The sequence below is a fragment of the Intestinimonas sp. RTP31139st1_F5_RTP31139_211217 genome (genome assembly GCF_040226735.1).
GTDB lineage: Bacteria > Bacillota > Clostridia > Oscillospirales > Oscillospiraceae > Intestinimonas > Intestinimonas butyriciproducens.
This window is the reverse complement of sequence record NZ_JBCOAQ010000002.1, coordinates 22172-47797: the sequence shown is the minus strand read 5'-3', so window position 1 is coordinate 47797 and position 25626 is coordinate 22172. Positions and strand designations below refer to the sequence as shown.

At 57.4% G+C, this 25626-nt stretch carries 26 protein-coding genes and 1 pseudogene; 8 read left to right on the top strand and 19 right to left on the bottom strand.

Going from position 1 to position 25626, the window contains the following annotated elements; genetic code table 11:
• Window positions 1–26: 26 nt before the first annotated feature.
• The 7 genes from ABUA09_RS02460 to dnaA all read right to left on the bottom strand — a co-directional run bounded on the left by ABUA09_RS02460 (window position 27) and on the right by dnaA (window position 7354).
• Window positions 27–875, bottom strand: a complete 849-nt coding sequence (locus tag ABUA09_RS02460; RefSeq protein WP_058116692.1) for a hypothetical protein — start codon at window positions 873–875, stop codon at window positions 27–29.
• Between the two features lie 2 nt (window positions 876–877).
• Complete coding sequence (gyrB, locus tag ABUA09_RS02455; protein WP_033117625.1) at window positions 878–2836, bottom strand: DNA topoisomerase (ATP-hydrolyzing) subunit B; 1959 nt, start codon at window positions 2834–2836, stop codon at window positions 878–880.
• 85 nt (window positions 2837–2921) lie between these two features.
• Window positions 2922–3185, bottom strand: coding sequence for an extracellular matrix regulator RemB (gene remB / locus ABUA09_RS02450; RefSeq protein WP_058116691.1), 264 nt, complete (start codon window positions 3183–3185; stop codon window positions 2922–2924).
• 30 nt (window positions 3186–3215) lie between these two features.
• Window positions 3216–4319 (bottom strand): DNA replication/repair protein RecF, encoded by a 1104-nt coding sequence (recF, locus tag ABUA09_RS02445; protein ID WP_033117623.1) that lies wholly within the window; start codon window positions 4317–4319, stop codon window positions 3216–3218.
• On the bottom strand, window positions 4316–4528 hold the full coding sequence (locus ABUA09_RS02440) for an RNA-binding S4 domain-containing protein (RefSeq protein ID WP_058116690.1): 213 nt from the start codon (window positions 4526–4528) through the stop codon (window positions 4316–4318). The genes recF and ABUA09_RS02440 overlap by 4 nt, the downstream gene beginning before the upstream one ends.
• Before the next feature lie 102 nt (window positions 4529–4630).
• On the bottom strand, window positions 4631–5743 hold the full coding sequence (gene dnaN, locus ABUA09_RS02435; RefSeq protein ID WP_058116689.1) for a DNA polymerase III subunit beta: 1113 nt from the start codon (window positions 5741–5743) through the stop codon (window positions 4631–4633).
• A gap of 288 nt (window positions 5744–6031) precedes the next feature.
• Complete coding sequence (gene dnaA, locus ABUA09_RS02430) at window positions 6032–7354, bottom strand: chromosomal replication initiator protein DnaA (RefSeq protein WP_058116688.1); 1323 nt, start codon at window positions 7352–7354, stop codon at window positions 6032–6034.
• A gap of 339 nt (window positions 7355–7693) precedes the next feature.
• Here dnaA and rpmH point away from each other — a divergent pair, with 339 nt between their 5' ends.
• The 8 genes and pseudogenes from rpmH to ABUA09_RS02390 all read left to right on the top strand — a co-directional run.
• Window positions 7694–7828 carry a 50S ribosomal protein L34 gene (gene rpmH / locus ABUA09_RS02425; protein WP_033117619.1) on the top strand — a complete coding sequence of 45 codons (135 nt, stop codon included), beginning with the start codon at window positions 7694–7696 and terminating at the stop codon, window positions 7826–7828.
• A 117-nt stretch (window positions 7829–7945) separates the two neighbouring features.
• The gene (rnpA, locus tag ABUA09_RS02420) at window positions 7946–8299 is read left to right on the top strand and encodes a ribonuclease P protein component (RefSeq protein WP_227152085.1); all 354 of its coding nucleotides are present in this window, start codon (window positions 7946–7948) and stop codon (window positions 8297–8299) included.
• Window positions 8296–8514 carry a membrane protein insertion efficiency factor YidD gene (gene yidD, locus ABUA09_RS02415; RefSeq protein ID WP_075704849.1) on the top strand — a complete coding sequence of 73 codons (219 nt, stop codon included), beginning with the start codon at window positions 8296–8298 and terminating at the stop codon, window positions 8512–8514. Before rnpA ends, yidD begins: the two co-directional genes overlap by 4 nt.
• Window positions 8515–8548: 34 nt before the next feature.
• Window positions 8549–9991, top strand: a complete 1443-nt coding sequence (locus tag ABUA09_RS02410; protein ID WP_033117616.1) for a YidC/Oxa1 family membrane protein insertase — start codon at window positions 8549–8551, stop codon at window positions 9989–9991.
• Between the two features lie 27 nt (window positions 9992–10018).
• A complete protein-coding gene (gene jag / locus ABUA09_RS02405; RefSeq protein ID WP_033117615.1) occupies window positions 10019–10807 on the top strand; it encodes an RNA-binding cell elongation regulator Jag/EloR in 789 nt (262 codons plus the stop codon).
• Between the two features lie 170 nt (window positions 10808–10977).
• On the top strand, window positions 10978–11301 hold the full coding sequence (locus ABUA09_RS02400; RefSeq protein ID WP_033117614.1) for a cyclic-di-AMP receptor: 324 nt from the start codon (window positions 10978–10980) through the stop codon (window positions 11299–11301).
• Window positions 11301–12221, top strand: a complete 921-nt coding sequence (locus ABUA09_RS02395; RefSeq protein ID WP_195614627.1) for a DNA polymerase III delta subunit-related protein — start codon at window positions 11301–11303, stop codon at window positions 12219–12221. The genes ABUA09_RS02400 and ABUA09_RS02395 overlap by 1 nt, the downstream gene beginning before the upstream one ends.
• A 35-nt stretch (window positions 12222–12256) precedes the next feature.
• Window positions 12257–13150 (top strand): annotated as a pseudogene (locus tag ABUA09_RS02390) (PSP1 domain-containing protein); the annotation flags it as partial.
• Window positions 13151–14006: 856 nt separating this feature from the next.
• Here the strand turns inward: ABUA09_RS02390 and ABUA09_RS02385 are convergent.
• From ABUA09_RS02385 to ABUA09_RS02330, 12 genes are all read right to left on the bottom strand, one after another.
• Window positions 14007–14630, bottom strand: coding sequence for a DNA alkylation repair protein (locus ABUA09_RS02385; protein ID WP_082636153.1), 624 nt, complete (start codon window positions 14628–14630; stop codon window positions 14007–14009).
• Between the two features lie 605 nt (window positions 14631–15235).
• Window positions 15236–17011 (bottom strand): aspartate--tRNA ligase, encoded by a 1776-nt coding sequence (gene aspS, locus ABUA09_RS02380; protein WP_033117610.1) that lies wholly within the window; start codon window positions 17009–17011, stop codon window positions 15236–15238.
• A gap of 87 nt (window positions 17012–17098) precedes the next feature.
• The gene (gene hisS / locus ABUA09_RS02375; RefSeq protein WP_033117609.1) at window positions 17099–18472 is read right to left on the bottom strand and encodes a histidine--tRNA ligase; all 1374 of its coding nucleotides are present in this window, start codon (window positions 18470–18472) and stop codon (window positions 17099–17101) included.
• Window positions 18473–18881: 409 nt separating this feature from the next.
• The gene (locus ABUA09_RS02370; RefSeq protein ID WP_033117608.1) at window positions 18882–19298 is read right to left on the bottom strand and encodes a methylglyoxal synthase; all 417 of its coding nucleotides are present in this window, start codon (window positions 19296–19298) and stop codon (window positions 18882–18884) included.
• A 28-nt stretch (window positions 19299–19326) separates the two neighbouring features.
• Window positions 19327–20067, bottom strand: a complete 741-nt coding sequence (gene minD / locus ABUA09_RS02365) for a septum site-determining protein MinD (protein WP_033117607.1) — start codon at window positions 20065–20067, stop codon at window positions 19327–19329.
• Window positions 20068–20190: 123 nt separating this feature from the next.
• Entirely contained in the window at window positions 20191–20901 is a 711-nt protein-coding gene (rsmG, locus tag ABUA09_RS02360; RefSeq protein WP_033117606.1) for a 16S rRNA (guanine(527)-N(7))-methyltransferase RsmG, read from the bottom strand.
• Between the two features lie 3 nt (window positions 20902–20904).
• The gene (locus ABUA09_RS02355) at window positions 20905–21252 is read right to left on the bottom strand and encodes a hypothetical protein (protein ID WP_033117605.1); all 348 of its coding nucleotides are present in this window, start codon (window positions 21250–21252) and stop codon (window positions 20905–20907) included.
• Window positions 21253–21281: 29 nt separating this feature from the next.
• Complete coding sequence (gene mscL / locus ABUA09_RS02350) at window positions 21282–21692, bottom strand: large-conductance mechanosensitive channel protein MscL (protein WP_033117604.1); 411 nt, start codon at window positions 21690–21692, stop codon at window positions 21282–21284.
• A gap of 63 nt (window positions 21693–21755) precedes the next feature.
• Window positions 21756–22697 (bottom strand): S-layer homology domain-containing protein, encoded by a 942-nt coding sequence (locus ABUA09_RS02345; protein ID WP_279204421.1) that lies wholly within the window; start codon window positions 22695–22697, stop codon window positions 21756–21758.
• A gap of 59 nt (window positions 22698–22756) precedes the next feature.
• Entirely contained in the window at window positions 22757–24064 is a 1308-nt protein-coding gene (gene serS, locus ABUA09_RS02340) for a serine--tRNA ligase (protein ID WP_279204419.1), read from the bottom strand.
• 91 nt (window positions 24065–24155) lie between these two features.
• Window positions 24156–24713, bottom strand: a complete 558-nt coding sequence (locus tag ABUA09_RS02335) for a hypothetical protein (protein WP_052082651.1) — start codon at window positions 24711–24713, stop codon at window positions 24156–24158.
• Window positions 24710–25594: a ParB/RepB/Spo0J family partition protein gene (locus ABUA09_RS02330; protein ID WP_116721616.1), complete on the bottom strand. Its 885-nt coding sequence runs from the start codon at window positions 25592–25594 to the stop codon at window positions 24710–24712. Before ABUA09_RS02330 ends, ABUA09_RS02335 begins: the two co-directional genes overlap by 4 nt.
• Window positions 25595–25626: the final 32 nt, after the last annotated feature.

Sequence of the window (25626 nt, the reverse complement as noted above, 5' to 3'; positions counted from 1 at the left end):
AAGCGCGTTGCTCTCTTTGCGTCAGATCAGCCTGCTGTCAGCAGACCTTGAATATTTTCCGCCGTCAAGGGCAGATATTCCGGCAAAATTTCTTGTCCGTCCCGCACATAGGGGTAACGCCATGCCTCATAGATGGAGACGTCCAAAGGGTCCTCCCAGGTCATAGACCCATTGGTCTCGATATAGTAGACGAAGCCGCTGCCGCTCTTGTCCGCCTGGCTGGGATAATCTTCAATACCCAGGCTCTCGTCCCAGGCGTCTACCGAACCCACATCCACATAGACGTCCAAAAAGGAATCGTAGCGGTAGAGGTCATAGGGCCAGAAGGTGTTTCCCTTCCCCTGATTGTGGGACCATCCGCCCTCCACCGCACCGCTCTTATAGAAGGTGAAAAGGGGATAGGACTCCAACTGAATCCCCAGCTTGCCTGTCTCCTCCTCACAGGAGAAAATAAAACCCCGTTGTGCAGCGGTAATGTCAGTGGTATAGAGAAGAATCAGCTCCTCCGCCCCGTCTCCGTCCACATCACAGACCGAAAATCGGTTTCTCGCCATGCGTTCCCGGTCCTCGATGCTCCCGGTGTAATCATCGGATGGTTTATCGCCGTTCGGCAGAACGTTGGTGTCCAGCAGAGTGTTCAATGCGGCAGCATAAGCCGTCCGGGCGGGCGTATTTTCCTCGGTCAGGGGAGAGACTGGAAGTGTCTCCGGCTCCGGAGTGGACGACAGGTCAATCGTTCCGGAAGGGCTGGGCCCGGGCGTCTGTACGGCGGCGGCAGGAGACGGTACCGGCGTCTCTGTGGCGGGCGGCTTTCCGCAGGCGGTCAGTGCGGCGCAGAGAAAAATACAGATCGTGATATATCCCGTCTTTTTCATATTTAGTAATCCAAATTGACGGCGTATCTGGCGTTCTTTTCAATGAATTCCTTGCGGGGCTCCACCTTCTCGCCCATGAGTACGGTGAAGGTCTCGTCCGCGCGGACGGCGTCGTCCAGCTCAATCCGCTTGAGCGTGCGCTTTTCTGGGTCCATGGTGGTCTCCCACAGTTCATGGGGGTCCATCTCACCCAGGCCCTTATAGCGGCTGATGTCCACCTTGGCGTTGGGATTGTCGCCCCGCAGCTCAGCGGAGACCTTGTCCCGCTCTTCATCGGAGAAGGCCACCCGTGTGAGCTTGCCCCTGGTCAGCTTGTAAAGGGGGGGCACGGCGGCATATACATAGCCCTGCTCGATCAGCGGGCGCATAAAGCGGAAGAAGAAGGTAAGCAGCAGGGTACGGATATGGGCGCCGTCCACATCGGCATCGGCCATGATGATGACCTTGTGATAGCGGAGCTTATTGGGGTCGAACTCGTCCCCGATCCCGGCCCCCAGAGCCGTGATGACCGGTTGGAGCTTGTCGTTGCCGTACACCTTGTCGGCGCGGGCTTTCTCCACATTGAGCATCTTGCCCCACAGGGGGAGAATGGCCTGGAAGCGGGAATCCCGGCCCTGGGTGGCCGAGCCGCCGGCGGAGTCACCCTCGACGATATAGAGTTCGGTGAGCTCGGGGTTCACCTCATTGCAGTCCCGCAGCTTGTCGGGCATGGCCGCGCCGCCCAAAGCGGTTTTGCGCCGGATGGACTCCCGGGCCTTTCGGGCCGCCTCCCGGGCCCGGGAGGCGGTGAGGGCCTTGTCCAGGATGGCCCTGCCTACCGCCGGATTTTCCTCCAAAAACTCTTCCAGCTTTTCCGATACGATGGCGCTCACCAGGGTACGCACCTCGGAATTTCCCAGCTTGGCCTTGGTCTGTCCCTCAAACTGGGCGTCGGTAAGCTTCACGGAGATGATGCAGGTGAGCCCCTCCCGGTAATCCTCGCCCTTGATCTCATCGCCATCCTTGAGCAGATTCATCCTTCTCCCATAGGCATTGAGGGTGGAGGTCAGCGCCTGTTTGAACCCGGTCTCGTGCATGCCGCCCTCGGGGGTATGCACGTTGTTGGCAAAGGAGAGGATACTCTCACTGTAGCTGTCGGTGTATTGGAAGGCCAACTCGGCGATGGAATCCCCCTTCTGCCCCGCCATATAGATGACGCCATCGTGAATGGGATTCTTGGCCCGGTTGAGCCAAGTGACAAACTCCCGGATCCCGCCGGCATAGCACATGTCATCATGCTGCTCCCTGCCCGCGCGCTGATCGATGGTGTGGATACGCAGTCCGGCATTGAGGAAAGCCTCTTCCCGCATACGGGTATGGAGAATATCGTAATCGTATACGGTGGTGTCGGTGAACATCTCCGGATCCGGCTGAAAGGTGACCACGGTGCCGTGCTTATCGGTATCCCCCACCACGGTGATGGGCTGGGTGACCTTCCCTCTGGCAAACTTCATCTCATAGATCTTGCCGTCCTTGTAAACCTGGACCTCCAGCCACTCAGACAGGGCGTTTACCACGCTGGCGCCCACGCCGTGCAGGCCGCCGGAGACCTTGTAGCCCCCGCCGCCAAACTTACCGCCCGCGTGGAGGATGGTAAACACGACCTCCAGCGCGGGAAGTCCGGTCTGGGGCTGTATGTCCACAGGGATGCCGCGGCCGTTGTCGGTGACGGTAATGACGTTGCCCTCTTTGATGATCACATTGATCTCATCGCAGTAACCGGCCAGAGCCTCGTCGATGGCATTGTCTACGATCTCATACACCAGATGATGGAGACCGGAGGAAGAGGTGGAACCGATATACATGCCGGGCCGCTTGCGGACGGCCTCTAATCCCTCCAGCACCTGGATCTCAGAACCGCCGTACTCATGTGATACCTGTTCCGGCTGGCTGATCTCGCTGTTTTCCAGTTCTTCAGACATTTTAAAACCTCCTGGGTTCCGTGTTTACACGCAGACGGAGGCCCTGTTTCTTTTATGTTCAAACAGAACCTGTCGGCGTGCTTTTTCATTCAAATAGATTGTTCTCCACCCGCTTGAGCAGGGTGGCCGTGGAGAGTTGGGAGAGATAGACCACCGGCGCTCCATCCCCGGCCCTGCACAGGGCAAAGGACTTGGGCAGATCGCCGGACACATCCACCACACGGCCCTCCCGCTCCGCCCGCTCTAAAAATTTGCGGGTGAGATGAGAAGAGGTGGTATTGTCCATATCGAATACACCGATGACATCCCGAAAGGGCACCACCACGGATTGCCCCAGATGCAGATACATAGATCGCTCCTCTTCCAGTTCAGAGGACGGCTATACCAGCCGTCCGTTGTGGATGTGAAACGTACTTCCTTCTCCAAGTCCCTCCAGGCGGTCGTCCTCGCAGCAGGTAATGAAGACCTGTCCGCCGGCAATGCGGTTGAGAACGAACTCCTGCCGCCGGTGGTCCAACTCGCTAAGCACGTCGTCCAGCAGAAGGACAGGCCATTCCCCGGTATCATGAAAAAAAATCTCACGGCACCCTAGTTTCAGGGAGAGGGCCGCCGTACGGGTCTGCCCTTGGGATGCGTATGTCTTGGCGGATACGCCATCCAAATCCACAGCCAGGTCGTCCTTATGGGGCCCGGACAGGCACTGTCTGGATTCCAGCTCCGCCTGCCGGTGGGATTCCTGGTGCTCCAGCAGCTGGGAAAGGATATCCCGCATCGGCGCCTCCGGGTCAGTCACGGTCTTAACCGTCTCGTAGCGGAGGTCCAGGCGCTCCCTTCCGCCGGAAAAGTCGCTGTGGATGGGGGGGACCACCTCTTGGAGCCGCCGTATAAAGTGGGCCCGGTAGTGGATGAGCACCGCTCCGGTCTGAGCCATACGGAGGGAAAACTCATCCAGGGCGTCCAGGAGGGAGGGTTTTTCCGTCCAGTCCCGGAGAATGCGGATCTTATGTTCATAAAGCTTTTTATATTCCGCCAGGGCCATGGCATACCGGGGGCGGAGCTGGCAGATGCACTCGTCTAGAAAGCGCCGCCGCGCCGCCGCGCCGTCACGAATGAGAGACAGATCCTCCGGACAGAAGAGGACAGTATTCAGAACGCCGGAGAGCTCTCCGGCTGATTTCAGCCGCACACCATTGGCGGAGAGCTGCCGCCGTGTCCCCCGGGAGAGGCGGGCCTCCAGGGCAAACTCCCGCTCACGGGCAAAGACTTCCGCCTGGATCCAGGCGGAGTCCACCCCAAGCTGAATGAGTTCCCGGTCATATCGGGCCCGGTGGGAGGAGGCGGTGGACAAATAGGCGACGGCCTCCAGCAGATTGGTCTTTCCCTGGGCGTTCTCCCCATAGATCACGTTAGTAGCGGGGGAAAAGGCACACTCAAGATGGAGGTAGTTGCGGAAAAAATCCAGTGTGATGCGCTTGACGATCATTGTACGGTCAGCCGGACGCCGCTGAGCTCCACCACGTCGCCTGGACGGAGCTTTTTGCCCCGCATGGTGCATACCTCGCCGTTGACTCGGACTTTACCGCCCTGAATGGCCTCTTTGGCCTCTCCTCCGGTCTCCATGACCCCGGAAAACTTTAAAAGAGCGTCCAGTTTGATGAATTCAGTTGCAATCTTCACTTGGCTTGTCTGCATATCTGCTCCTTCTCCGCCAAAGCCTCAAACTGCCGGTACAGCTCTGGCAGAATTCGTTTGAGGGGGTTGATTTTTTCTTGCGCAGGCAGGGTCTTGGTTCCATCATTCTCCCGCCTTCAGCCGCACGGGGAGGACCATGTAGAGGAAGTTCTCCTCTCCTTCCGCCGGGAGGATGACGCAGGGCGCCACACCGGAGGAAAGCTCCAGCCGGACCCGGTCCGCGGGAGCGGCCTTCAGCGCGTCCATCAGATAGCGGTTATTGAAGCCGATCTCCAGTCCGCCTCCATCGCCGGAGATGGGACATTGGTCGGAGGCGTCCCCGATCCCGGTCTTGGTGGTGATCTTGAGCACATTGTCGTCAAAGACACAGCGGAGGGGGGACTTGAGCTTATCGCTGATGATGAGGGAGACACGGTCAATCGAGGTGAGCAGAGCCCTGGTGTCCCCCTCCACTTTGATGCCGTTGTTGCGGGGAATCGCCTGCCGATAGGCCAGAAATTCACCCTCCAGACGGCGGGAGACCAGCATGGTATCCCCTACGCGGAACATGACGTGCCGCTCTCCCTGCGTGACCGTAGCCTCCTCCTCACCGTCGCCGCAGATTTTCTCCACCTCTGAGAGAGCGGAGCCGGGCACGACGAAGGAGAAAGAGAGGGCGCCGTCACGCTCCGTGATGGGCTCGTGCCGCAGAGCCAGCCGGTAGCCGTCCACAGAGACCACGGTAAGGCCCGTATCGTCGATCTCGAAGAGGGAACCGGTATGGATGGGCCGGGATTCGTTGTCGCTGACGGCAAAGATGGTCTGGCGGATCATAGAGCCCAGTTTGCCCCTGGGAATGGTGAAACCGTTTTTGTCCTCTACTGTGGGCAACTCGGGAAAGTCCTCGGGATCGGTGGCCAGAATATTGAACTGGCTCATACCGCAGGTGATGTTGACCATATAGCCATCGGCCTGAAAGGAGACGATATCGTCGGGCAGCTTCCGGATGATCTCGCCGAAAAGCCGGGCGGAGAGTACCAGGCTTCCCTCCTGATCAATCTGAGCGGGCACCACGGTACGGATCCCGGTTTCCAGGTTATAGCCCGTCAGGCGCAGGTCGGTCCCGGCTTCCAGGAGGATACCCTCTAAGGCGGGAATGGAGCTTTTTGGGGAGACAGCCCGGGCCGTGACGGCAATTGCCGACTGCAAAAGGGCTTTTTCGCAGGAGAACTTCATGGAGACTTCCTTCCTTTCGTTTCCGCTCTTTTTGAGGAGAGGAGAGGATTAAAGATAGCAATAGTACTCGTAGTATAAAATTTTGTGGAAAAGACCCTGAAACGGTTGGAGGGCTAAGGGTTGTGCTTCCACAGGGGGTGTGCAGAAAAGCGAGGGGTTTCCACACAGGGGAAAAAGGGGAGAAAATTGTCCACACACAGTTGTCCACATTTCCACAAAATGTGGTGGAAAGCGACAAGCTGTATGGATTGGAAAAATGGAAGTCGATATGGATAAAGATTCGAAAAGCTATTCGTATCGTGCGTTGATGTTGGAGCGGATATCCTTGATGACCTCGGTGATTTCCGGGGTGCTTTTTTTCAGCTTCTCTACCCGCTCAATGGAGTGGAGAACCGTGGTATGATCCCGATTTTCAAATTCACGGCCGATCTCTTTGAGGGAGAGATTGGTCATTTCACGGATCAGGTACATGGCCACCTGGCGGGCGAGGGCCGTATCCTTGGTCCGTCCCTGTCCCCGCAGAGCGCTGTTGTCGATGTTGTAGAAGTTGCACACCTCTTCGATGATGACGTCGGAGGTGGGCATGATGTCGGAGGGGTCTTTGAACATATCCCGTACCGCACGGGTGACAGTGGCGGCGTCGATATTGCTTCCCTCCAGATCCCGCAGGGCCATGATCTTGTTGACGGTTCCTTCGATCTGCCTGACATTGGCGGTGATGTTCTCAGCCACATACTGCAAGACCGCCTCGGGCAGCTCCACCCCCATACGGATGGCTTTGTTTTTGATGATGGCCATGCGCGTTTCATAGTCGGGGGGCTGGATGTCGGCAATGAGACCCCATTCGAATCTGGTCTTCAGCCGGTCCTCCAGTTTGAGCATCTCCTTGGGAGGGCGGTCGGCGGTAAAGACGATCTGTTTTCGGGTCTCGTAGAGGGTATTGAAGGTATGGAACATCTCCTCCATGGTGGAGTCCTTGCCGGCAATGAACTGTACGTCGTCCATCAAAAAGACGTCCGCCGATCGGAATTTCTCCCGGAACTCCTGATTTCGGCCTTCCCGAATGGCCTGAATGAGCTCGTTGGTGAAGGCGTCGCCCTTGATGTAGACGATGCGGTAGTCCGGATGGTCTGCGTGGATCTTGTGGGCGATGGCGTAAAGCAGATGGGTCTTTCCCAGGCCGGATTCTCCGTAGATGAAGAGGGGATTGTAGTTGAGGGCCGGGTGGTCCGCCACTGCGCGGGCCGCAGCGTGGGCGAATTTGTTGGAAGAGCCCACCACGAAGCGCTCGAAGGTATACTCCTCGGTACCGGGCAGAAAGCCGTCTTCCTTCGGACGGCGGCTGTTCTGATACTTTTCCAGCTCCTCCACGCCCAGTACTACCACCTGGAAGTCGGCGGAGAAGAGCTCGTGCAGGGCCTTTTGAATGGGGGGCAGATAGCGGGAGAGGATAATATCCCGCTTGAAGTCTGAGGGTGTGTGGAGAATGAACTTGTCCTCATCCAGGGACAAGGCCACCGTGTCGTCAAACCAGGTGTGAATGGTGGTGGCGGTCATGTCCGCTTCCATGAGGGAGAGCACTTTGGACCAGATATCCGCGGCGGAATTCATCGCGGGACCTCCCTTTTTTTGTAGTGTCCATATCTAATTAATTATATCAAAAAAACCGGTTGGAGGCAACGGTTTTCCACCTATACATTATTTATAAATATAACCCAGCCTCAGGCAGAATAGACAACCACAATATCTTGTATGGAAGGGGAAATCCTTGTCATAGACTGAAAAAAGAAGAAAAAAGGTGGTTGACAGGGGATAAAAATATAGGCTATAATAACGATTGCGTCCTGAAAACAAGGGAGACGTATATTCTGACGACCGCGGCCGGTCAAAACGGCCGTTGTGGTAGACGGGCTCAGCCCGTTTTATGCCGCGTACAGGAGGTGTACAGAGATGAAGCGTACCTATCAGCCCAAGAAGCTCCAGCGCTCCAAGGAGCATGGCTTCCGTAAGCGCATGGCCACCCGGAATGGCCGGAAGGTGCTGGCCCGCCGCCGTGCGAAGGGCCGCGCTCGCCTGACCTACTAAGGCAGATGCAGGCAGAACCGGAATAGAGCGTCATCAAGGGGCGGGGGAGCATTCCCACCGCCCCTGTAGTGCATACGCAAAAATTCCGCCTCAATGTCCGAAAGTGGGGTACCTTTTTTGAAGTTTACCGTCACCATCAAACGAAATCATGAATTCCAGCGCCTTTACCACAAGGGAAAGAGCGCGGTTACGCCCTATCTGGCCCTCTACTGTCGGAAAAACCGGCGTATGGAGAACCGGCTGGGCTTGACGGTAGGCAAAAAGGTGGGCGGCGCTGTGACCCGGAACCGGGTCCGCCGCCGCGTCCGGGAGATCTACCGGCTCCATGAAGGACAGCTCCGTCCCGGTTACGATATCGTGGTGGTAGCCAGGGTCAAGGCAGCCTTCGCCACGTACCGCCAGTTGGAGCGGTCCTTTCTTTCCCTTGCGGACAAGCTGGGGCTGAAGGCCAGGGAGGCGGGAGAGCCGTGAAGGCACTGCTGCTGAAGCTGATCCGGTTTTACCGAAGCAACCTGTCGCCCGCCCGGCCGCCCTGCTGCCGTTTTATTCCCACCTGTTCGGCCTATGCCTTGGAGGCGGTGGAAAAGTACGGCGCGTGGAAGGGCGGATGGCTGGCACTCAGGCGTATCCTGAAATGTCAGCCCTTCCATAAGCAAAAGAGCATCGAGTATGATCCGGTGCCCTGACTCCTCTTCTAAAATATTGTGTGGAGGACCCTAAATGGATATTTGGTACTACATTCTCACCCCCTTTACCTGGCTGCTCCAGCTGTTTTATAACATCACCGGCAGCTATGGCTTTGCTCTGATCTTCTTCGCCGTTGTGGTGAAGCTGATCCTGTTCCCCTTCTCGCTCAAGGGAAAGAAGAGCATGATCCAGATGAATATGCTCTCCGGCAAGATGCAGCAGATCCAGAAAAAGTATGCCAATGATAAAGAGCGGCAGAATCTGGAGATTCAAAAGCTCTATGAGAAAGAAAAGGTCAACCCCATGGGAGGTTGCCTGTGGTCTTTTCTTCCCATTTTGGTGCTGTTTCCCCTGTATGCCATCATCCGTCAGCCGCTGAAGTACATGATGGGCCTCAACGGCGAACAGATCTCCGCCGTGGCCGACGCCCTGAACTGGGCCACCATTTCCATTGAAAACGGCTGGGTCAAGAACGTGGCTGAGGGCGCGGTCAACGCTTTCAGCAATACGGGCTACAACCAGCTTTTCCTGGCCTCTCTCATCAATCCGGAAAACCTCTCTGCCGCTCAGGCCGCGGTAGGTGAGGGCGCCGCAAAGATGTTTGCGATGAACTTCCAGTTCCTCGGCCTGGACCTCTCTCAGGTGCCCAACGCCAAGTTCTGGGTCAACGGCATCAGCTGGGGCAGCATAGGGCTGTTCCTCATCCCTGTGATTTCCGCTGTTACAGGCCTTCTGTTCTCCATCATCTCCATGCGGACCAATCAGATGAACAGCCAGTCCCAGAATGCCCAGCAAAACTCCACCAACCGTATGATGATGATCATGAGTCCCCTGATGTCCCTGTGGATCGGTTTTATCATGCCTGCCGGTCTGGGCGTGTACTGGGTGGTGAACAACCTGCTGTCTCTGCTGCAGGAGTTTGTGGCGGGTAAAATTCTGAAAAAGGATTATGAGGCCGCTGCCGCGGCCCGCGCCGAACAGGAGCGCCTGGAGAAGGAAGAGGAGAAGAAAAGGCGCCGGGAGGCCGCGGAGCGGAAAGCCCAGGCGCTGGCTGAGGCCAAGACCAATAAGGGTAAGAAAAAGGCCGCCGCGGTGGAAAAGAAGAAGAGCGACGCCTCTGTAATCGAGGTGAGCCGTGTGGGCATTCGCTCCTATGCCCGGGGCCGGGCGTATGACCCCTATCGCTACAGCCCCGACGGGCCGACCCTTTACAAGGATCCGGGAGCCCCCATCGATGAGAACGCCGTGGAGGCCGCTCTGGAGAAAAAATCGGACAAGCTGCAAGAGGCGGCTTTGGAGGCCGCCGCCGATGAGATGATCGCAGAGGAGCTTGTGGAGGAGAAGACTCCGGAAGCTCCCGACGAGAATCCCGTTTCCGAAAGCGCTGTCGAGGAAAACGGGACCGATTCTGAGGACCCCTGGGCCAAGCTGGATGAGGAAATCGAGGAGATCCAGAAGCCTGAGGGACGGGAATGACCCCAACATAAGGAGAAGAGAAGACCTATGTTGAAGTATATTGAGTGTACTGGAAAAAATGAGGAAGAAGCCATTGCCGCCGCGCTGCGGCAGTTGGGTCTGGATCGGGACGAGGTGTCCGTGGAGGTCCTGGAGCGGGCCAAGAGTGGTTTTTTGGGCATTGGAGGCAGCCCCGCAAAGATCAAAGTGACCTATGAGGTGCCCGACGAGCCGGTCCCTGTCCCTGTTGTGGAGAAGAAGCCTGCTTCGACCGCGGAAAAGGAGCCGGATCCTGCGGTCGAAAGGGCGGAGGACACGGCCGCTCCCGCCGATTTGACCTCTCAGACGACGGCTGCCCCGGAGGAGTTGGGGGACAAGGCTGAATCCATTGATCGCTTTCTCACCGGCCTGATGGCCCACATGGAGGTGGAGGCCACTCCGAAGATCACTATGGGGGAGGACGGCAGCTACAAGGTGGAGCTGGTGGGTGAGAACCTGGGGGCTCTCATCGGGCGCCGGGGCGAGACGCTGGACGCGATTCAACAGCTCACCAGTTACGCGGTGAACCGCGGAGCGTCCAAGCGCAGTCGCATCCATGTGGATGCGGAAAACTACCGGGCCAAGCGGGAGGAATCCCTGGAGCGTCTGGCCAGAAAGGTGGCGGGCAAGGTGGTGAAGTACCGCCGGAACGTGACGTTAGAGCCCATGAACGCCTATGAGCGCCATGTGATCCATACGGCCCTTCAGGATTATCCAGACGTGACGACCTACTCCACCGGCACCGAACCCAACCGCCGCACGGTGGTGGCCTACTCCAGAGGAGAGCACAGAGCATAAGATTCCAAACGGGAAGCGGCGAGAGTATGCCGCTTCCCGTTTTTTTCCTTTCTGACCCGGGGCAGAGCGAAAAAACATCTTTCATATTTCTGCGAAGTAGGTTATAATATAAAGAATAAGATAGGCATATTGTAAAGAGGCAGTATGCCTGTCCCTGAGGAGGGAGTTCTATGAAACTGATCCTTGCTATCATCAACTTTGACGACGCCAATGCGGTGACCCATGCCCTGACTAAGAAGGGTTTTTCCTCGACCAAGCTGGCCACCACCGGCGGGTTTCTGATGGCCGGAAACGTCACTATCCTCGTGGGCGTGGATGAGGAGAAGGTGCAGGCTGTGATCGACATCATCAAAGAGCACTCTCACAGTCGGAAGCAGATGATCCCCACCACCACTGAGATGAGCTACGGCTATTATCCCAGTATGCCTGTGGAAGTCACGGTGGGAGGTGCCACCATTTTTGTGGTGGATATCGAACGATTTGAGCGCGCCTGATGCGGGGACTTGACGCTCTGGTAGGCAACGCGCAGGTCAAGCACCGACTTCAGACCGGTCGTGGGCTTTCACATGCGTACATTTTGGCAGGGCCGTCCGGGACCGGTAAGCGGACACTGGGGGGGGTCCTATCCTCGGCACTGGTCTGCTCCGGCCGAGGGGAGCCACCCTGCGGACACTGCCCCGACTGCCGGAAGGCGGGAGCAGGTGTCCACCCGGATGTTATCCGTATCGGCCTGGATGGGAAGGATATCAGCGTATCCCAGATTCGGGAGCTCCGGGCGGACGCTTATGTCCGCCCCAATGAAGCGGCGCGGAAGGTCTATGTGCTGGAAAACGCCCAGACCATGAACGGAAGCGCTCAGAACGCGCTTTTAAAGCTGCTGGAGGACGGTCCGGCCTATGCCGCGTTCCTGCTGCTCACCGACAATGCCGGAAATATGCTTGCCACGGTCCGTTCCCGCTGTGAGCTGCTCAACCTCAGCCCGGTGACCCCGGCGGAGTGCCGGGAGTATCTGCTCACCAGATTTTCTACCCTGCCGAGAGAAAGGGTGCTGGATGCCGCAGGGCGCTGCGAGGGCGTTCTGGGGCGGGCGGTAGCTTGGCTGGAGGGCGGAGGAGAAGAGGAGGAACGGATCCGTGAGGCCGCTTCCAGGCTGGCTTCTCTCCTGAAGGACGGAGGAGAGGGCGAGCTGCTGGAATATTGCGTGGGGCTGGAGAAATGGGATCGGGACGCGCTCTCCGGCCTGATGGATGAAACGGTACAGCAGCTCCGGGACGGACTTCTTCGCGGAGATGCGCCGGGCCGTTCCCTTCGGCTCATCGGCCATATTCAGGTACTCAAGGAGGCGCTCTCCTTCCATGTAGGGGCCGGCCATATTGCCGGTTGGCTCTGTGTGGGAGCCTTTGCGCATGTTTGAACAGGTCCGAATCAAAAGAGATACGAGGTACCCCAATGACAGAAATTATAGGCGTCCGTTTTAAAAGCGGCGGAAAGCAATACTATTTCGATCCGAAAGGCATTCAAGTGGAACCCGGACAGGGCGTCATTGTTGAAACGGCCAAGGGGATCGAATACGGAGAATGTTTGAAGGGCAATACCATGGTGGAGGATGAGGCCGTAGTGGCTCCGCTGCGCCCCATGCTTCGGGTGGCCACGGAGGAGGATGAGCGGACCGTGGCCCGGAACCGGGAGAAGGAGGAGCGGGCCTTCCACATCTGTCAGGAGAAAATTGCCGAGCATAAGCTGGATATGAAGCTGGTGGAGGTAGAGTACAATTTTGAGGGGAACAAGATATTGTTCTTCTTTACCTCAGAGGGCAGGGTGGACTTCCGGGCCTTGGTCAAAGATCTGGCTGGTATTTTTCACACCCGTATCGAACTCCGCCAGATCGGTGTGCGTGACGAGGCCAAGATGCTGGGGGGCCTGGGGATCTGTGGAAAGCCCTTTTGCTGTGCCACTTTCCTGGATGAGTTCCAGCCCGTGTCCATCAAGATGGCGAAAACGCAGAATCTGTCCCTTAATCCCACGAAGATATCAGGTACCTGTGGACGCCTGATGTGCTGCCTCAAGTACGAGCAGGACGCCTATGAAGATGCCGTCAAGCGGATGCCCAAGCCGGAGTCCTTTGTGGAGACACCGGACGGTGTGGGCAATGTGTGTCAGGTGAATTTGCTCCGGGAGCAGGTAAAGGTGCGTTTGGACGATGCGCCTGAGACGCCAAAGTGTTACCACAACTGTGAGATCTGCGTGGTACGCAATGGAAAGGGAAAACGGCCGGAGGGCTATGTGGCCCCGCCCCCTGAAGAGTTGGCAAAGCTGCGGAAAACGGATCCCAAGGAGGCGCTGGAGGAGCGGCCCGCGTCGGAAAAAACGGCTCTTTCGGAGGCGCTGGAGCGTGTCTTTCAGACGGCTGAGGAAAATGCCGCTCCCCTGCGGGAGAAAAAGTTGCCTCCGGAGCGGCGGGGAGGGTCTCGGCGTCCGGAGCGGCGGCGGCGTCCCCGGAATGAGGAAGAAGAGGAGTATGAGCAGCTGACCCAGCGGATTCCGCAGGAGCGGAAAAAACAGCAGCCCCCCCGCCATACAGACAAGCCTAAGGGGGACAAGCCGCCCCGGACAGAAAAACCAAAGGGTCCTGAGACCGAGGGCGAAAAGACCGAGAAGAAACAGAGCGGGCGGAACCACCGCCGCCGTCATCGGGGCGGGGGAGGGCAGCCCAAGCCTCCGGCAGCGGAATAGGAGCAGGCCCCGGCGGAATAGAGCGGGATCGCCCTCCATGCGGATAAATGCTGTTCGCATGGAGGGTTTTTCTATCACAATTTTTTTGGAAGGGTTATGGCTTGATTGAAGATTGCGGGCCCGCCTAAGCGCCGGGTATTCTGGTCCCCGGGCTATGCCCTGTGTATGATCTTGTCGCTCGCTCTCGTACCCTGTTTTGACAGGGTGGCGGATGGATGTGGAGAGATACAGATTTAACGGAACAGGTGGAAAAGAGACAAAACACACTTTTCCACATATTTTTCCACACACTGTCTCAAGAGAAGATTTGTCAAGGGGGATTTCACCAAAGTGGAACTCCCCCCCTTGACTACCCAGCAGAAAAGACGGGCTAGACTGTCAACGGCGCCGCTGAAAGCACCGTTCATCTTCACCGTTGATTGGTTCGGTTAGCCTTGTTATCTGCCCGACCAGATGTTGTTTATTTTCAAGTTAAATCCAAAAATTTGTTCGCCAGTTTATATACCTGTATGATTTCTTTAGATGATAAATTCCATAAACTTAATTCTTTTGAAATTAGCTCAGGATATTTTTTGCTAATATCTCTCAAAGCATTTCCTACCGATTTTCGCACATATTCACTTGGATCTTCTCTATGAGCAGATAATAACTGTATTGCTATTTGAGGATTATCCTTAAAATAAGGACGACTTGTCCATATCCGTAATCCTTCTGAAACAGCTCTGCGAACATTGGCACAATCGCTATTTAACCACTCTTTAATCAAAGGTAAAGCTACATTATACCCAATAATTTTACAATGATTATCAAAAGCCATAGCTAAGATTTCTTGTACTTTCCAACTATCATGTTGGCTAACAGTATCTTTCAAAAAGGAAAGTGCAGAGATATTGTGATGTGCAGAATATCCCAAAAGGAAAATCCCCACTTCTTGGATTTGAAAATTATCCGAATGATAAAGTTCAATTCCCATGTTAAAACAATCGTCAAGAGAATGTGATTTATAATATTTTTCTGCTTCATTTTTTACAAGTTTAAGACTATCTTTTTCGGGGATTATTTTCGCTAAATACTCCATATATTCATTCATTTACCCATATCTCCAATACCGGTTTTTTCATTTTCTAAAATTGCTTGGTAAACTCCATTTACCAAATTGATATGGTAAATTATACCACTAATCCGAACAATGTTCATCCTTTTTTGACGGACGTTGACAGTAGTAGCAAGCAATGCCTCGGTATATACCCGGCGCAGCTTGTTGGTGGCTGACGGCGCCCAAGCCCCAGTATATCGAAGCAGCGGCGTCCGATGCCCAAGCCGCCGTTGGCGTCTGCTGTATATACCGGCGCGGGGGGAAGCTGACGGCGGAGCCGCCCCACCCCCCGTCCCCCGGAGGGCGCAAGGCCATACCACCACCGGCCAGCGGCGGGTGGTGAGTAAGTGCGCCCTTACCGGGGCTTATAAAAAGAAAGAGCGTCCAGGTCATTCCCAGACGCTCCCGCTCCGGCCCCCCCTGCGAGTCGATCACAGAATTCCAGTTTCTGATATTCTGCCACAAATGAGCCGTCGGTCAATGTGATGTATTGGGTGGTTGATTCACCCTTTACATAGTACATCTCAAACGGACCATAACGGAAGGAGCCCCGGACCTCAAAGGTCCGGGGCTCCTTCCGTCACCAGGGCAAGCCGGGATCATGCTTCCGGCTCTACCAACGCAATATGCAGCTCGTCCAGTTGTTTCTGGCTGACGGTGGAAGGGGCATCCATCATCAGATCCTGTGCATTTTTGTTCATAGGGAAGGGGATGATCTCACGGATAGAATCCTCACCGGCCAGGAGCATGACCATCCGGTCTACGCCGGGGGCGATACCCGCATGGGGGGGAGCTCCATAGCAAAAGGCGTTGTACATGGCGGGGAACTTGGCCTTGACGTCCTCTTCACCCAGCCGAACCAGCTCAAAGGCCCGGATCATGATCTCAGGGTCATGGTTCCGGACTGCACCGGAGGAGAGTTCCACGCCGTTGCACACCAAGTCATACTGATAGGCCATGATGGTGAGGGGGTCCACCTCTCCCCGGTGGGCCTTTTCCAGGATCTCCAGTTCACCGATGGGCATGGAGAAGGGGTTGTGGCAGAACTCCAGCTCACCGGACTCCTCGCCGATCTCATACATGGGGAAGTCGGTGATCCAGCAGAACGCGTACCGTTCCTTATCCATATGCTCGGGGGCGAGGGCGGGGAGCATCTTGATGAGTACGCCGGCGGTCTTTTGGGCCGCCAGCTTTTTCCCGGCGGTCAAGCCCACAAAGGTATTGGGTTTCAAGCCCAGGGCCGCAATCACGGCCTCCTTCCGGTCCTGTAGGAACTTGGAGATACCGCCCACCAGCTCTCCCTTTTCGTCCAGCCGGAACCAGTAGACTTTGCCACCTGACTGTACCTCCACATCGGCGCAGAGCTTGTCGATCTGCTTGCGTGTGGCGGTAAAGTTAGTGACGGGTACGGCCTTTACCACACTTCCCTCAAAGGGACCGAAGCCGCAGTCGGCGAGGAGCGCTGTGGCGTCCACCGCGGTGAGATCGATGCGCAGGTCCGGTTTGTCGGAGCCGTAGGTGTCCATGGCCTGGGCAAAGGGAATGCGGGTAAAGGGTGCGGAGGAGGCCGTATGATACTTGCCGTACTTGGCAAAGATGGGAGGCAGCACATCCTCCAGCACGGCGAAGACATCCTCCTGGGTGGCGAAGGCCATCTCCATATCCAATTGATAGAATTCGCCGGGGGAGCGGTCGGCCCGGGCATCCTCGTCCCGGAAGCAGGGGGCGATCTGAAAGTAGCGGTCGAAGCCGGAGGCCATCAGGAGCTGTTTGAACTGCTGGGGCGCCTGCGGCAGGGCATAGAACTTACCCGGATGGTTTCGGGCAGGCACCAGATAATCCCGGGCCCCCTCGGGGGAGGAGGCGGTGAGGATAGGGGTGGTGATCTCCAGGAAGCCGTGATCGGTCATGGCTTGGCGCAGGGCCGCCACCACCTGACAGCGCAGCACGATGTTGCCCTTTACAGCGGGATTCCGGAGGTCCAGGTAGCGGTACTTGAGTCGGGCGGCCTCATCCGCCTCGCGGCTGCGGTTGATCGGAAAGGGGAGCTCATGGTAGCGGCACCGGCCCAAAACCTCGATTTTGCTGGGCAGGACTTCGATATCCCCGGTGGACAGCTTGGGATTCTTGCTGTCGCGCTCCCGAACGATGCCCTCTACCCGGATGGTGGATTCCTTGTTGATGGATTTGACGAGCTTCATCATGTCTTCGGTCTCGACCACTACTTGGGTGGTGCCATAGAAATCCCGGAGGATGACAAAGGCCAGATTTCCGCCCACTTCCCGGACATTTTCCATCCAGCCGACAAGGGTGACCTGCTGCCCCACGTGCTCGATGCGGAGCTCGTTACAGGTGTGGGTGCGGGACTGAAACATATCAATATCTCTCCTTAATGTTTATTATAAAATAAAATATACAAAATGGAATCAAAAATGACCGTTCTCAAAGGAAAGAGTCAGGCTTCAGGGCTGCCCTCTCATGTGCTCTGAAACCTTGTCCTGAATGGGCGTGCCAGTACTGCGCTGCCGAATACCCGCCTGGATGAGCGCCACAGCCTGGTCAGGGTCGGCCTTGACCTGTTCGCCGGAGCCCATGTCCTTGACGGCACAGACCCCTGCGCTCACCTCGTCCTCTCCCAGGAAGATCACATAGGGAATCCCCAGCTTGTCGGCATAGTTCATTTTAGCCTTGAATTTTTTCTGCTCCGTATAGAGCTGGGTCCGGACCCCCGCCTCCCGAAGAGTGGTGGCCAGTGAGATGGCGGGGGAGAGATCCTGGGTCATGGGGAGAATGAGGACATCCGCCGGCGCGGTGAGGAGTGCGTCGTTGAGATAGCCCTGGTCCTCCAGGACAAAAAACAGACGGGTGAGACCAATGGAAATTCCGACTCCAGGGAGTTGTTTATCAGTGTAATATTCCGCTAAGTTGTCATATCTGCCGCCGGAACAGATGGAGCCGATCTCGGGGTGATCCAGCATGACGGTCTCATAAACGGTCCCGGTATAGTAGTCCAGGCCGCGGGCGATGGTCAGGTCCACCATAAAGTGGTCGGCTGGCACACCGAAGGCGGACATATAGCCCACCACGGTGGAGAGCTCTTCGATCCCCTGATCCAGGAGGGCATTTTGACCGCGGTAATGTTCCAGAGCGGACATGGGGTCCTTAGTGGCAAGGAGAGCGAGAAGCTTGTCCGCTGTGTCGGCGGGCACGGCAAAATCCTCGGTGAGAATCGCTCTAACCTTTTCCGCGCCGATTTTCTCCAGCTTATCAATGGTGCGCATCACGTCTCCGGACTGCGCCCGGAGGCCCAAGGCGTCAAAGAGGCCGTTGAGGACCTTGCGGTTGTTGACACGGATCTTAAAGCGCCTGAGGCCCAGGGCGGTGAAGGTATTGTAGATGATGGCGGGCACCTCGGCCTCGTTGGCGATATCCAGCGCGCCGTCGCCGATCACATCGATATCGGCCTGATAAAACTCCCGGAACCGGCCCCGCTGTGCCCGCTCTCCCCGGTAGACCTTTCCGATTTGAAAGCGCCGGAAGGGGAAAGTAAGTTCATTGTGGTGCAGCGCCACATACTTGGCCAAGGGGACGGTGAGATCAAAACGCAGGCTGAGGTCCGTGTCCCCTTTGGTAAAGCGGTAGATCTGCTTTTCGGTCTCTCCGCCGCCTTTAGCCAGAAGCACCTCGCTGGCCTCGATGGCGGGGGTATCCAGGGGGGTAAAACCATAGAGAGAGTAGGTTTTGCGCAGGGCCTCCACCATGCGCTCGAACTGTACCTGCCGCTGCGGCAGCAGCTCCATAAAGCCGGAGAGGGTTCTGGGTTTGATACGGTCCATGGAAACGCTCCTTTGTGATAAGATGTTGGGGTCTTGTCTGTAAAAAGGACAAAAAGGCGCTTTCGTCCCCAATGGGACGAAAGCGCCTGCTTTCGTGGTGCCACCCATTTTTAACGGCCTGCGGTATAACGCGGGGCCGTCCTCCGACCTTCTGTTGCGGGAAGGGGACCGCACCCGTCTCCGGGCCCGCTGCTGGGGCCGTCTTCTCCCACTCCTGGCCGTGGAGCCCTTTCAGCCTTGGGGTTCCTCTCTGTCCGGCGGTGCTGCGGGGTACTCATGCTCCGTCTTTGCGGTTCGATTCTTTCAAATAGTATCCCACTTTTGGGAAAAAGTCAACCAAAAATCACAGCTTTTTGGAAAGAAAGCGGCTCCGGCGGCCATCACCGTCAGGGCAGGACATGCGGCCCTGTCATACCCGGAAGGGCGCAGTTTTGGGGCTGACAATATCGCGCCAGTCCAGATCGCCCCGCTCCAGGCCCAGAATGAGCATTTCAGCGGTGGCCACATTGGTGGCGAGGGGAATGTTATACTGGTCACAGAGCTTACGGATATAGCGGACGTCGTCGTCCAGGTCGTCGGACTGGGGCTCGGTGAAGAAGAGCACCATATCGATCTCATTGTAGGCAATGCGGGCGCCGATCTGCTGGATCCCGCCGTGCTCGTGAGACAGGAAAAGATTGACCGGCAGACCGGTGGCCTCGGCCACCAGCTTGCCGGTGGTGTTGGTGGCGCATACGGTATGCTTGGAGAGAATGCCGCAGTAAGCGATACAGAACTGCACCATCAATTCCTTTCTACGGTCGTGGCTCATCAGTGCAAGATTCATCTTAGCTCATCCTCTCTAAAATATATCGTCAATGTATTTTCATCAGGGGGACACGTTCGCCCAGCAGCCGTTTGGCGATGTTCAGATAGGCCAGGGCCGCGCCCTTCCGGCTGGTCAGGATCAAGGGCTGGGAGGTATTGGCGGCCAGAATGACCTGTGCGTCCTCGGGCACCACGCCCAGGAGGGGAAGACCTGCGGCATCCATGGCGTCGTCGATGGTGGTCCTCAGCCGGCGCATCAGCTTGGGCTGGATGCGGTTCATCACCAAGTGGATGGTGTCTATGCTGCGGCCCAGCTCGGTAACGGTGCGCTGTGCGTCCCGAAGGGCGGAGGAGTCGTTGGTGGAGACGACCACGGCGCGGTCTGCGCCGCAGGAGGCCAGGCGAAAGCCGGAGCCCAGGCCGGCGGGGGAGTCGATGAGCACATAGTCAAATCGTTCCCGGGCCTGCCGCAGCAGGTCCAGCATGGAACTCTCTCCCAACGGGTGGGGGGGAGGGCTTACCGGTGCGGTAAGGAGGTAGAGGTTTCGGATGACCGGATGTTCCACGGCGGCCCGCTCCAAAGAGCAGCGGCCCTCCAGTACGTCGGTAAAGTCCATCAGGGCCCGGTCGGTCATGCCCAGAGAGATGTCTAGGTTGCGCAGGCCGATATCCATGTCGATACACAGCACCTGTCTGCCCAGCGCCGCCAGACAGGAGGCCACGCCGCCGGTGAGCGAGGTCTTTCCAGTTCCGCCCTTGCCCGATGTGACGACGATTACCGTACCCATAGAGTGCCTCCTACCAGATGGTTACTATTATACCATTTGCAATCAGATAGTTCAAATCATTTTATGCGAAATGTGAAATTTCTTCTCGGGCGCGTCGGCGGTGTTCCGGCGGGCGGACCGTCGTCAGGAGAGAGGCGATTTCTGGATCTTAGCCCAACGTCTGGGATAGCCCTTGGGCGTGGGGGCGACCTTCTCCACGACGATGACCCTTCGGTCGACCTCTGTGCCGGGGATGTGGTACCGATAGGAGGGGAGAAGCCGCCCCCCCAGGAGTTCTGCACCGTGTGCAGCAGCGGAGAGTTCTTCGTCGCAGTCCGCGGCTTTCATGGCGAGGAACCGGCCGCCCACTTTTACATAGGGGAGGCAGATCTCACACAGCACCCGCAGCTCGGCTACGGCTCTGGCCGTTGCAAAGTCAAAGGAGTCCCTCCAGCCCGACTGGAGGGCGAGCTCCTCGGCGCGGGCGTGACGGCGCTCCACCCCCTCCAGTCCCAGTGCTCCGCACACCTCGCCCAACCAGTCCAGGCGCTTGCCCAGACTGTCCACCAGGGTGAGCCGCAGCTCCGGGACCATGAGCTTGAGCACCATGCCGGGAAAACCGGCGCCGGTGCCCACGTCCACCAGGGATTTTCCCCTCAGGTCGGCACAGCCCAGCAGGGCGGCGGAGTCCAGAAAGTGAAGGGCTGCCACCTGCGCAGGCTCTTTGATGGCGGTGAGATTCATCACCTTGTTTTGCTCCAGGAGCAGTCCGGCGTACCGGACCATCTGTGCCACGGCGCCTTCCGGCGGTGTAAGCCCCAATTGGGCCAGCCCCTCTTTTAGCTGTTCGGTCATGGCTCAGCCTCCAAAATTCCGCAGCAGTGCGGGAATACCGATCCCCAGGTTGAGGAGCAGCAGCACCGCGCAGAGGGCGGTCAGAACGGCGCAGGCCACCGGTCCGCCCCGCCCTTCGCCGGCGCGATAGCGCAGTACGGCGGTGGCTCCCAGCCCCGCCAGCGCGGGGCAGAAGAGGAGAGGGCCGATGCCGGTGAGTATCCTCGCGGTGGCCAGATAGTAGGTGAAGGTGGCCAAGGTGATGAGCATATAGGCGATTCCCACCCATGCCCAGGCCCGTTTGACGGGAGATGCGTAGACGGGAGGTTCGCTTTGCTGACCGGGGTCCTGATTCTGCTTTTCGTCAGGCATAATGTTCTCCTTGCGGATTGAAATAGAGGTTACTTCTGCTCCTTCAGCAAGTCGCGGATCTCCATCAGGAGCTTTTCTTCCTCAGAGGGCTCGGCGGGTGCCGGGGGAGCGGCGGGCGCCTCTTCCTTTTTGCGATGGAAGCGGTTGATACCCTTGACCAGACAGAATACGACAAGGGCCATAATGAGGAAATTGAGCACAGCCTGAATGAAATTTCCATATGTAATGACGGCGGTCCCCACGGTGAGGCTTAGGTCCGCAAAAGAATTTTCGCTGACAAAGATACCAATGATGGGCATGATGATATCGGCGGTGAGGGAATCGGCAATGGCCTTGAACGCGCCGCCGACGATGACGCCCACCGCCATGTCCATGACGTTGCCGCGGGCAATGAATTGCTTGAACTCTGCGATAAACCCTTTGGTTTTTTCCTGATACATGATCTGACCCTCCTTTTGGTTATGAGCAGCCTGTGTAATACCATAAAATTATAAAAATAGAAACTAATTCCTGGAATTAAGGGAAACTCTTTGCTGTGGGTCCAGAACTCTGGCCAATACGGCAGCCAGTTCGGCGCGGGTAAGGGTGCGATTTCCTGCAAACGTACCCTGTGCATCCACACCGGTGAAGATTCCCGCGCGGTAAAGCGTGAGTACGCCCGGATCTTCCGTGTCAGGGAGGGAGTCCAGGGTGGTGATGGCGGGAAAACAGTCTGCTGGCAGTGCGGACAGGATCCACTCCCCCAGTTCTTCCCGGGAGGCGGGGGCTTCAAAGGGGGTTTCCATGGGCTGCGCGTCCATCAGGCCGTGTTCGCGCGCATACCACAGGGCGTTTCGATACCACAATCCACGGGCCGGTGCGGGAAGAAAAGAGGAGAGTTCGCGGTGGAAGGCAGTGTAGTCGAGCCCTACGGCGGCGGTAAACTCGATGCGGAGCGTGCCGTCGGATGCGGGTGCGAGGAAGCCTGTGAGCACAATGGCTCCATTCAGCGTCAGACTCACCTCTGCGGCTCCGCCAGCGGGGGAGAGGGCTTTATATTCCTGGCTGTTCACCTCCAACAGCAGGTGGAGACGGCGGGGTGTAGTACTGTCAAAATAATAGGACAATTTGTGGTCCAGGTCTTCAGAGGAGAAGGAGAGCAGGACTGCACCGGCAGGCGTGTTGATCGAACCGGTTCCCCAACTCTCCGGAGCCGTCGGGAGGTCTCCGTTTCCGCCTGACTGCTGGTAGGACAGACGGGCGGCCACAGTCATGACCTCTGCCAAGGTGACGGTTTTGTCTGGGGAAAAGGTGTCTGAGGAGGTGCCTTTGAGCAGGCCGGCCTGTTGACATTGGGCTGCGCTGCTGGCGTACCAGGTGTCTGCGGGCACGTCGGAAAAGGCGGCCGCGGGGAGGGCGAGCAGCACGGACAGCGCCAGGGCAAGGGGAAAAAATCGGGGTCTCATTGGATTCCTCTCTTTCAGCGGGAGACGCGGAAGGGTATGGGATCTGCGGGCGGCAGTTCTTATTTTGTCTTCGGGACCAGGAGCGCCTTTCCTCCCATATAGGGTTGGAGGACCTTGGGGACTTTTACGCTGCCATCGGCCTGGAGATTGTTTTCCAGGAGGGCGATGAGCATGCGGGGAGGGGCCACACAGGTGTTGTTGAGGGTGTGGGCCAGATAATTTTTCCCATCCTCTCCCCGGATGCGGATTTTCAGCCGCCGGGCCTGGGCGTCGCCTAGGTTGGAGCAGGAACAGACTTCAAAGTATTTTTTCTGCCGGGGACTCCAGGCCTCGATGTCGCAGGATTTTACCTTTAGATCGGCCAGGTCGCCGGAGCAGCACTCCAGTTGCCGGACGGGGATATCAAAATTGCGGAAGAGCTCTACAGAATACCGCCACAGCTTTTCATACCAGTCCATGGATTCCTCCGGCCTGCAGACTACGATCATCTCCTGCTTTTCAAACTGGTGGATGCGGTAGACGCCCCGCTCTTCAATGCCGTGGGAGCCCTTTTCCTTGCGGAAGCAGGGGGAGTAGGAGGTGAGGGTCTGGGGGATCTTTTCCTCTGGAATGATCTGATCAATAAAGCGCCCGATCATCGAGTGCTCAGAAGTACCGATGAGGTAGAGGTCTTCCCCTTCGATCTTATACATCATGCCGTCCATATCGGTCTGACTCATCACACCCTCCACTACGTTCCCGTGGATCATGAAGGGGGGGATACAGTAGGTGAAGCCCTTGTCGATCATGAAGTCCCGGCCATAGGCCAGAACAGCCTCGTGGAGGCGGGCAATATCGCCCAGCAGATAATAGAAGCCGGAGCCGGACACCCGCCCGGCGGCGTCCATATCGATGCCATCAAAGGACTCCATGATGTCGGTGTGGTAAGGGACTTCGAAGTCGGGCACCAGTGGCTCACCGAAACGCTGGACCTCCACATTGGCGGAGTCGTCTGGCCCAATGGGGACGGAGGGGTCGATGATCTGGGGGATCACCAGCATGATTTTTCGGATCTCCTCAGCAAGGGCGGTTTCCTGTGCCTCTAATTCGGCCAGGCGCTGGGCGTCGGCCGTGACTTTGGCCTTCAGGGCTTCAGCCTCTGCCAGTTTGGACGGGTCCTTCTTGGCCTGCCCCATCAGCATTCCCACCTGCTTGGAGAGGGTGTTCCTCTGGGTCCTCAAGTCTTGGGCCTCTTGAATGGTCTGGCGGTTTTGGCTATCCAGTTCCAGCACCTGGTCAACCAGGGGAAGCTTTTCCTCCTGAAATTTTTTCCGGATGTTTTCTTTCACCGCTTCGGGATTTTCGCGGATAAACTTGATATCCAACATGTTGTTCACCTCATTGTTAGTCGTTCAGCGCGGGGATGTTTCACGTGAAACAAAGGCCCTCGGGTGGGCGTTCTATCTGGTCGGCTACGCCTTAGTATAGCACGGCGAGGATCTCCTGATACTGCTCGGCGGGGGAAGGACCCTCAGGGTCCGCAGGGTGGTCGGTGGGCAGGCAGTCCTCCAAGCCGGTGGCCTGGAATGCCTCCACCAGGGAACGCGCTGAGCCGTAACGGCCCCGGGAGAGCTCCCGCTGAATTCTCCAGAACCAGTCCATGGCCTCGGCAGCGTGTGCTTGGTCCTCGGCGGTGCTCTGAAGCGCCGCAGTTTCATTTTGGAGGGCGCTGACCTGGCCTTCCAGGTGAGCGACCTGCTCCTCCAGCAATGCCACTTGGGACTCCAGTCCCTCTTTTTCTTTTTGGAGGCTGTCGATGGACTGCATGGCGGAAACCGACTGTTTCAGCCCCTCGATGGTTTCGCTGTTGGTGCGCTGCTGCATCAGATAGCTGAGGAGCAGCAGCAAAAACGCGGCGGCAAAGAGGATGGTGAGGTAATTCATGACAGAGAGCCGCTTATGGGGCCGCTCATGCTCGGCGGCGTGTTGGAGCCCTCCGGATTCATGCTCCTGCTTTTCTTCTGGTTCCCGGTTCAAGACTGGCCTCCTCCCCTCAGGTCGGAGAGCCTGTCCAACAGCTCGGTGAGGTCTTCGTCATTATAGAACTCAAATTCCAGCTTTCCCTTTTTGGGCCCCATCGTGATCGAGACCTTTCTGCCCCAGCGGGTGGTGAGGTCCTTCGCTGCGGCGTCCCGATAGAGCTTCATGGGGTCGGGCGGCGCTGCGTATGCGGTTTCCTCCTGCGCCTCTTCTCTGGCAAAGCGTTTTGCTAGGGCCTCGGTCTGCCGGACGGAGAGTCCCTCGGCAATGATCTTTTGGGCCAGCTTTTTTTGAAGGGTGCTGCTGGAGATGCTCAGAAGCGCTCTGGCATGGCCTGCGGAGAGCTGCCCCTCTTCCACAAGATGACGGATGGCGTCGGGCAGGGCGATCAGCCGCAGCGCATTTGCTACAGCGGGGCGTGATTTGCCTACGCGCTGAGCAGTCTCTTCCTGGGTGAGACCGTATTCCTCCATTAGGGTTCGATATCCCATGGCTTCTTCCATGGGATTGAGGTCCTCGCGCTGGAGGTTTTCAATAAGGCCCAGCTCCATCACCTTGCGATCGTCGGCCTCTATGATGACAGCGGGCACCTCTGACAGACCGGCCAGCTTGGCGGCCCGCCAACGGCGCTCGCCTGCGATGATCTGATAATAGCCGGAGGACAGCCGCCGCACAGTAAGGGGCTGGATGATACCGTGTGTACGAATAGAGTCGGCCAGATCGGCCAAAGTCTCTTCATCAAATCGTTTCCGGGGCTGTTTCAGGCCCGGCTCCACCTGGGCCAGGGGGAGAGAGACCGAGCCGCCCTCCTGGGATTGCAGGGCCGCGTCGCCCAGCAGAGCACCCAGACCTTTGCCCAGGCCGCGTTCTGATGCCATAGGATCACTCCTTCTACGTTACAGTTTACTTG

Bases quoted from the DNA above. Each gene is read 5' to 3' on its own strand.
- ABUA09_RS02460 (WP_058116692.1), bottom strand. From the start codon at position 875: ATGAAAAAGACGGGATATATCACGATCTGTATTTTTCTCTGCGCCGCA.
- gyrB (WP_033117625.1), bottom strand. From the start codon at position 2,836: ATGTCTGAAGAACTGGAAAACAGCGAGATCAGCCAGCCGGAACAGGTA.
- remB (WP_058116691.1), bottom strand. From the start codon at position 3,185: ATGTATCTGCATCTGGGGCAATCCGTGGTGGTGCCCTTTCGGGATGTC.
- recF (WP_033117623.1), bottom strand. From the start codon at position 4,319: ATGATCGTCAAGCGCATCACACTGGATTTTTTCCGCAACTACCTCCAT.
- ABUA09_RS02440 (WP_058116690.1), bottom strand. From the start codon at position 4,528: ATGCAGACAAGCCAAGTGAAGATTGCAACTGAATTCATCAAACTGGAC.
- dnaN (WP_058116689.1), bottom strand. From the start codon at position 5,743: ATGAAGTTCTCCTGCGAAAAAGCCCTTTTGCAGTCGGCAATTGCCGTC.
- dnaA (WP_058116688.1), bottom strand. From the start codon at position 7,354: ATGAATTCCGCCGCGGATATCTGGTCCAAAGTGCTCTCCCTCATGGAA.
- rpmH (WP_033117619.1), top strand. From the start codon at position 7,694: ATGAAGCGTACCTATCAGCCCAAGAAGCTCCAGCGCTCCAAGGAGCAT.
- ABUA09_RS02410 (WP_033117616.1), top strand. From the start codon at position 8,549: ATGGATATTTGGTACTACATTCTCACCCCCTTTACCTGGCTGCTCCAG.
- jag (WP_033117615.1), top strand. From the start codon at position 10,019: ATGTTGAAGTATATTGAGTGTACTGGAAAAAATGAGGAAGAAGCCATT.
- ABUA09_RS02400 (WP_033117614.1), top strand. From the start codon at position 10,978: ATGAAACTGATCCTTGCTATCATCAACTTTGACGACGCCAATGCGGTG.
- ABUA09_RS02395 (WP_195614627.1), top strand. From the start codon at position 11,301: ATGCGGGGACTTGACGCTCTGGTAGGCAACGCGCAGGTCAAGCACCGA.
- ABUA09_RS02385 (WP_082636153.1), bottom strand. From the start codon at position 14,630: ATGAATGAATATATGGAGTATTTAGCGAAAATAATCCCCGAAAAAGAT.
- aspS (WP_033117610.1), bottom strand. From the start codon at position 17,011: ATGTTTCAGTCCCGCACCCACACCTGTAACGAGCTCCGCATCGAGCAC.
- hisS (WP_033117609.1), bottom strand. From the start codon at position 18,472: ATGGACCGTATCAAACCCAGAACCCTCTCCGGCTTTATGGAGCTGCTG.
- ABUA09_RS02370 (WP_033117608.1), bottom strand. From the start codon at position 19,298: ATGAATCTTGCACTGATGAGCCACGACCGTAGAAAGGAATTGATGGTG.
- minD (WP_033117607.1), bottom strand. From the start codon at position 20,067: ATGGGTACGGTAATCGTCGTCACATCGGGCAAGGGCGGAACTGGAAAG.
- rsmG (WP_033117606.1), bottom strand. From the start codon at position 20,901: ATGACCGAACAGCTAAAAGAGGGGCTGGCCCAATTGGGGCTTACACCG.
- ABUA09_RS02355 (WP_033117605.1), bottom strand. From the start codon at position 21,252: ATGCCTGACGAAAAGCAGAATCAGGACCCCGGTCAGCAAAGCGAACCT.
- mscL (WP_033117604.1), bottom strand. From the start codon at position 21,692: ATGTATCAGGAAAAAACCAAAGGGTTTATCGCAGAGTTCAAGCAATTC.
- ABUA09_RS02345 (WP_279204421.1), bottom strand. From the start codon at position 22,697: ATGAGACCCCGATTTTTTCCCCTTGCCCTGGCGCTGTCCGTGCTGCTC.
- serS (WP_279204419.1), bottom strand. From the start codon at position 24,064: ATGTTGGATATCAAGTTTATCCGCGAAAATCCCGAAGCGGTGAAAGAA.
- ABUA09_RS02330 (WP_116721616.1), bottom strand. From the start codon at position 25,594: ATGGCATCAGAACGCGGCCTGGGCAAAGGTCTGGGTGCTCTGCTGGGC.